Genomic DNA, 5876 nt, shown 5'->3' on the forward strand with positions numbered 1-5876 from the left:
TCCAGCTTAGTAAATGTCATCGCAATCGCTGTTTGATGCACTCATACTGGAACTGTAGCGAGCATAGCTCAACTTAACCACCCCCTATCCCTAGTGCCGCTGCGTAAGTCCTGAAGTTATGATCAGGTACACATTATCTCTGCGCCCTTACCCAAACCCCTCTGCTAGAGCTTCTTTGGTAAGGAATTACCCATGACTCCATTGGCAAAGTCCATCGTCCGCATAGGGCTACTCGCATCTCTGGCGCTACCCCTATCCATGTTGCCTCATACTCAACTCAGTAGGTCTGATGCCTTGAATACTGCCTCTCTCACAACGGTTGTAGACGACCTCTACAGACAAAACTTTTTGACAGAAGCCACTTACCAGGAAGTCAGGCGCTTGATAGAACTGGGTGGGATACACAAGCGATCGCGTTTGCTTCACTATGTGAGAGTGGATCCGACTCACCGTTGGCTAGAACCTCATGGACTCAGTTTTTCTGTTAACGGTTCCAGGAGTATTCCAAGTAATGTAGTGATTACGGGCGAGATGCCTACTGCGGAACTTCAACAGTCGCTTCAACGGTTAAATGATACAGGTGTGCTAAGCCCTCCTATTTATGAGCAATTGCAGGAGGAACTTGCGGCAGGCCGGATTGGATTAGATATTAATCTATTTCAGCAGGCTGAAACTCGAATGCAGCAGTACGAGAGGCTTCAGCCAGAGGCGATCGCCCCTTATCTTCAAGAACTGAATACACTAGGCATTCTCTCAGACGAAAATCTCATACAGTTATTGCAAGATCTCAGTGCAGGGCAGATTGAAAGTGAGACTGATTTTGTTAATTACTTCGACCGCGCCCTGGTGCTTAATCTACAAAACAATTCCTCTGACCCGAATGATTACTTCCGGAGGATTCATCAGGCGATCGCTCAAATGCTAACTGAGACGGGTGTAGCAGAGATCAGACTCGAAGATTTTAGGGTTGAAATTTTTGAGGATTCAGATCCCTACCCCTTAAATGAAGACCATAATGCGATCGTTTCGGCTCGTGTAAACGGTCGGCTGTATCAGCAGGGCAGCTATTATTTCTCCCCATTCAGCACAAGTAACGCTCTTGGGCAAATAGATATTCACGAAGTTGTTCATCTTTTCAACAAGATTCTGCGAGATCAGGCTTCCCCTTATCGGGTTTGCATAGTGGCTAACGATGGTATTCTCGCTCTCACTGAAGAGCAAGCTAGAGGATATCTTGGCATTAGCCTTAGCACCAGTCAGCGGAGTTATGATAACTCTTTGACGAGCGATCGCATCCAAGAAATTCTTACCCTCTTTGAACAGATTGGCTTGTTCAATCACTTGACTCCTAGGCAAATCGACACTGGCTGGCAGCGTGTTGCCCAAACCTTGATTACACATCCCTACGAACTGTTGACGGCATTTGACAATATGGTCGTCGTAATTGAGGACTGGGAATCTGGCAACGTAGATAATCCGTATCAGGCATTCACCCGTGAATTTGCCGCAGCTTCTCATGGCGCATTTGCTCCGACTGATATCTCAAATGAGTATGATTGGGAGAATGAAACAGCAGGGCAATCTTTTGCTGTTAACGGAACGCGCTACAGTACAGAGCTTAATTTTCAGGACGATTGGTTAGATCCAAACTTCTTCACTTTCATTCAAGACGTGGTCGAAGAAACTTCTCCTGAAAGCAAACTTTACCCACTCTATGGTGAGTATGAACTGGTAGGATACCTGTTTCTAACTGAGCAGCAGCGCCAAACTCTTGAAGCGGAAGAATTAGTCACTTTAGAGCCCCCGCCGAATCCTTACAGAAATACTGGAGGCGGTCAAAATTCAACAGTGCAGCCAACCTACACCCCTGTTTCACCTCAACAAACTGATGAGCGACTAAACGGAGAACAGGAGGGCTGGAACTACATCGGCGCTATGAACCGAGCGCAGCAGGCATACTACCTGGAACATGAGGAGTTTGCTACAACGCTGAGACAATTGAGAGTAGGCATCTCAGAAGAAACGGGGTTCTATCGATACGCCATCGTAACACCGTCTGATCCGAGCCGAGGAGTAATCATGACAGCGCAAGCCAAAAGTGAGGAATTGAGGAGTTTTGCTAGTGCGGTATGGTTAGTTGGAATCAGAGCAGGCGATTCTGTTGTGGAAAGGACGACGATGGCAACAATCTGTGAGACAGAGCAACCTTCGACCACTTCACCTGAGCTGATTCTCCCTACCGATATCACTCAGACCAGTATTTCTTGCCCTCCTGGTTCTCGACGGGTTAATCGCCTTTAGTCCATTTGCAGAAATTGCCCGTTCCCAGTCCAGAGCTTGAAGACCAGAAATCAGTAATTCTTGATTATCAACTCTTTGCCTTTAGCCGCAAATTCCTGTTTATAGTTATTCATGCCATATTGCAGCGTCCATTCAACGATGTTGGCAAAGCCGAATAGCTTGCGAATTTCAGGAGAATCATCATAAGTAATGAGCCATGTGTGGGGACATTGCTGCATGTTTGTGGCGAAACGCTCATGGTCAAAAGAGGTGTGCAGTCCTCCTCGAAACCCATAAAGCCGTGATTTTGTCGCATTGAAATAGGGCGGATCAAGGAAGATAAATACTCTATCCCCCTCCTGGAATAGCAACTCTGCATAATCCTGATTTGTGATTTGAACAGAGCTCAAAAGCGGAGAAATTAGCCGCAGCCTGCTAATTGAGGAATCCGTAAACCTACGCTCAAAAGCTTGCTGAGAATATCCGCCTGAATCTACCGTGCCAGAAAAAGTAATCCGGTTCAACACAAAGAATCTAACCGCCCGCCCAAATTCATTGAGCTTCAAATCTGCACAAGTGAAGTATTCAAATAATTCTCGTCCGTCCGTATATTTCTGCTTGATTTCTGTTACTTTTTCTGCCAAAGCTTCAATGTCATCTCTGGCACTTTGCCAAAAACAGTACAAATCATGATTTAAGTCATTGATCCAGTAAGACTTAACTGGGTTGTTTAGCTGCTTAATCCCTAGAAATACTGATCCTCCTCCCACAAAAGGCTCTCGATACTCCGTAAAATCCAGTGGCACATGAGGAATAATTTGAGCAAGAGCCTTTGATTTACCACCGGGATAACGAAGCGGGCTTCTAATCTTCATTCGACTATGTGGCTGAGTAGGTTGAGCAATCAGGCGGATGAGGTTTTGGGGTGAAATTTGAGAAACTAAGCATATGTTTCGGAGTGAGTCCTGTTATGCTTCCTGTCGTCATCCACGAACCCTCTATTCGTTTGTTTAGCTTCTATTTTGAGGGAAGCATCTACCAAGGTATGAGTTATCAGGGAAAGCTTTACAAACTGACTAAATCTTTTGACGCAAAAGAACGGCTGAAAGCATACACGCTGGGCTGTGAGATTTCTAACCGAAATCATGAAGTCGCCATCACCGTTTCAACGGAAAAATATCGCGTTTGGGTAGATCTAGCTACTCAAGATGCACCAGAAGCCCTACAGCTAGATGATTTGGTTGAGACAACCGGAAAAGTTCAGAGCTTACAGATCGCTAAGGGATGAGCGCCAGAATAATACAATGCGCGATCGCATTTTGGCGAGTACTTTCTTTTCTAAGGGCGATCGCTCATAGCCAATATCACGAGCTGTGACAATAACGATGGGTATCTGCCCGCCTTGATCAAAAGACCTCTTGCACAGATCACTTGCAAAAACATGAACGGTAGTGTGGCTCCGCCACACTACCGTTCATGTATAAAGTCTTCTGAAGTAGGACGGAGGAGCATTACTCCTACGCTCTACCTCAGAAGACTTCGGTTCAACTTAAGTTGTCTTAACTGAAGTAATCAGCGCTACGAAACTGCTCTTAATTGCGACCTAGCGTACAACGTACTGGGGCAGAAGATGCAGTACATTACGCAACACACTGTAACCAGCCGCATCCCATAGCAGATAAGCGAGGAATCCGATCATTGCTAACCGTCCATTCCACAGTTCCGCTTGAGGAGTCCAGCCGAATAGAAAGGCATTACGATCTACGCCATTATATTCCTGTGCAACAGGAGGCAAATCGGTAGAGGAACGAGTTTCTGTAGTATTAGTGCGAGTTTTAGTTTCCATGATTGTCTCTCCAAAAAAACATTTGTTTGAAAGCGATGTTTGTCTTGCGCTTGCATTTGCTTGCGCTTATGTCTCCTATGCTAGGAACTTAACAAGTTGTTGCAGTCTGTCTATGGGTCTAAGCTGCCTGCAAGTCTATAGGATGAGATTACGAAAAGTTAAAAAGTGATGTCATCAACAAAAACTCATTCTTCTCATGACTTTGATGGCCCTGGTCACTTACAGAAGATCTAACAAAAGTCAGACGCTTCCTTGAGCTACTGTTTCACACACTGAAGACGAAAGCAGCATTTCAAACTTACAGATATGGCTTCCACCGTACTCATTACAGGAGCTTCTCAAGGGATTGGGAAAGCAACTTCACACTTGTTTGCTAGCCACGGATATAATGTTGTGCTTGCAGCTCGACAGGCTGATCGTCTGGAGACAACAGCTCAAGAACTTCGGGCTACGGGGCACTCTGCCACTGCAATTCCTACGGATGTGAGACAGCCTGACCAGGTAAACCTGATGGTGCAAAAAGCGTTGGATCAGTATGGTTCTATTGATGTGCTGGTCAATAACGCTGGAATCTATATCTCCGGCCCAGCAGAGGAATTTTCGCTCGAAGATTGGCATCAAGCAATTGATACTAATCTCTGGGGCTACATTCACGCGATTCATGCTTTATTACCTCATTTTTTGGCACGTCAGGCTGGAACAATTGTGAATGTTGGCTCTATTGGTGGAATCGTACCTATTCCTTACTTAACGCCTTACTCTACAAGCAAATTTGCGGTGACTGGTTTGACGCGATCGCTCCATTCTGAATTAGCGCCCAAAGGAATTCACGTTTGCGGCATCTACCCCAACATAATCAAAACTAATTTTTTAGAAAGAGCCATTTTTAGGGGTAAGAATGCAGATGACTTGCGATCGCGTCAAAACCAAGTCAGTCAATTAGTGGACACTCCCGTGATCGAAAAAGCTGACGATGTTGCCAAAGCAGTCTGGAATGCAGTAAAACACAAGCGAGATGAAGTTGTTGTCGGTTCTGCAAACCTATCTGCGGTTTCTAATCAACTGCTTCCCAATCTGGTGCAATGGGTTCTCCGCAAGACATTTCAGCATAAAGACTCCTAATGGGTTCACAGGTGCTATAGGTCTTGATAGAGTTCCAGGATGTTGCCTTCAGGATCTCTGAAAAATGCAATTCGATAGCCTGGCGGATCGTAAGTAAAGGGTTCAGTGAGAAACTGCACCCCACTAGCCTGTAGGTGTTGATAGGTTTGATCTACATTGTCAACCTGAAACGCCAGGTGTCGCCATCCCTGTTCATCCACTGTGCGGTCAGGAGCAACAGAACCATCAAATTCAGAGATGTTCATTTGAAGTCCAAGGGTTTCTATCCGAACGACCTGAACTTGGCTGCCGTTAGGACGCGTGAGAGTAAAGCGATCGCTAATCGTGAACCCAAGCGTATCCACATACCACTGAGAAACTCGCTCGGCATCATTCACAGAACGGGTGACATGATGCAGTTGAAATCTTGGCACAATGGCCGCTTCAGGTGCAGGGCGTTGTGCTTGAACAAAATTTTGTTGGACAGCCGCAAGAAGAATGGCAGTGAGTAACGGAATGAGTGTGAATTGAACTCCCGGATACTGTTGGCGAACCCTGACTGGGATCACGCCTTCCTTAATCTGGCGCTAGAGCCGCGAAACGAGAAACCCGAGTTTTTGCTCTTGGTACTCCAGTCAACCAGTTGACC

General features: G+C 45.9%; 6 protein-coding genes. 3 read left to right on the forward strand and 3 right to left on the reverse strand.

Annotation, left to right across the window (positions count from 1 at the left end; all coding sequences use genetic code 11):
- Nucleotides 1-192: 192 nt before the first annotated feature.
- Nucleotides 193-2301, forward strand: coding sequence for a type IV pilin-like G/H family protein (locus H6F93_RS14015; RefSeq protein ID WP_190681662.1), 2109 nt, complete (start codon nucleotides 193-195; stop codon nucleotides 2299-2301).
- 50 nt (nucleotides 2302-2351) lie between these two features.
- Here H6F93_RS14015 and H6F93_RS14020 read toward each other — a convergent pair whose 3' ends face one another.
- The gene (locus H6F93_RS14020) at nucleotides 2352-3155 is read right to left on the reverse strand and encodes a DNA adenine methylase (protein WP_190681665.1); all 804 of its coding nucleotides are present in this window, start codon (nucleotides 3153-3155) and stop codon (nucleotides 2352-2354) included.
- A 95-nt stretch (nucleotides 3156-3250) separates the two neighbouring features.
- Here H6F93_RS14020 and H6F93_RS14025 point away from each other — a divergent pair, with 95 nt between their 5' ends.
- Nucleotides 3251-3568, forward strand: coding sequence for a hypothetical protein (locus tag H6F93_RS14025; protein WP_190681667.1), 318 nt, complete (start codon nucleotides 3251-3253; stop codon nucleotides 3566-3568).
- 315 nt (nucleotides 3569-3883) lie between these two features.
- Here H6F93_RS14025 and H6F93_RS14030 read toward each other — a convergent pair whose 3' ends face one another.
- Entirely contained in the window at nucleotides 3884-4126 is a 243-nt protein-coding gene (locus H6F93_RS14030) for a chlorophyll a/b-binding protein (protein ID WP_190644390.1), read from the reverse strand.
- 306 nt (nucleotides 4127-4432) lie between these two features.
- Here H6F93_RS14030 and H6F93_RS14035 point away from each other — a divergent pair, with 306 nt between their 5' ends.
- Nucleotides 4433-5248: an SDR family NAD(P)-dependent oxidoreductase gene (locus tag H6F93_RS14035; protein WP_190681669.1), complete on the forward strand. Its 816-nt coding sequence runs from the start codon at nucleotides 4433-4435 to the stop codon at nucleotides 5246-5248.
- Between the two features lie 14 nt (nucleotides 5249-5262).
- On the opposite strand, the gene H6F93_RS14040 is transcribed toward H6F93_RS14035, so the two are convergent.
- Entirely contained in the window at nucleotides 5263-5796 is a 534-nt protein-coding gene (locus H6F93_RS14040; protein WP_190681672.1) for a VOC family protein, read from the reverse strand.
- Between the last annotated feature and the right edge of the window lie 80 nt (nucleotides 5797-5876).

This window comes from Leptolyngbya sp. FACHB-671 (genome assembly GCF_014695745.1).
Classification (GTDB): domain Bacteria; phylum Cyanobacteriota; class Cyanobacteriia; order Elainellales; family Elainellaceae; genus JAAUTN01.

Excerpts from the sequence above, each read along its gene's own strand:
- H6F93_RS14015 (WP_190681662.1), top strand. The coding sequence starts at position 193 with ATGACTCCATTGGCAAAGTCCATCGTCCGCATAGGGCTACTCGCATCT.
- H6F93_RS14020 (WP_190681665.1), bottom strand. The coding sequence starts at position 3,155 with ATGAAGATTAGAAGCCCGCTTCGTTATCCCGGTGGTAAATCAAAGGCT.
- H6F93_RS14025 (WP_190681667.1), top strand. The coding sequence starts at position 3,251 with ATGCTTCCTGTCGTCATCCACGAACCCTCTATTCGTTTGTTTAGCTTC.
- H6F93_RS14030 (WP_190644390.1), bottom strand. The coding sequence starts at position 4,126 with ATGGAAACTAAAACTCGCACTAATACTACAGAAACTCGTTCCTCTACC.
- H6F93_RS14035 (WP_190681669.1), top strand. The coding sequence starts at position 4,433 with ATGGCTTCCACCGTACTCATTACAGGAGCTTCTCAAGGGATTGGGAAA.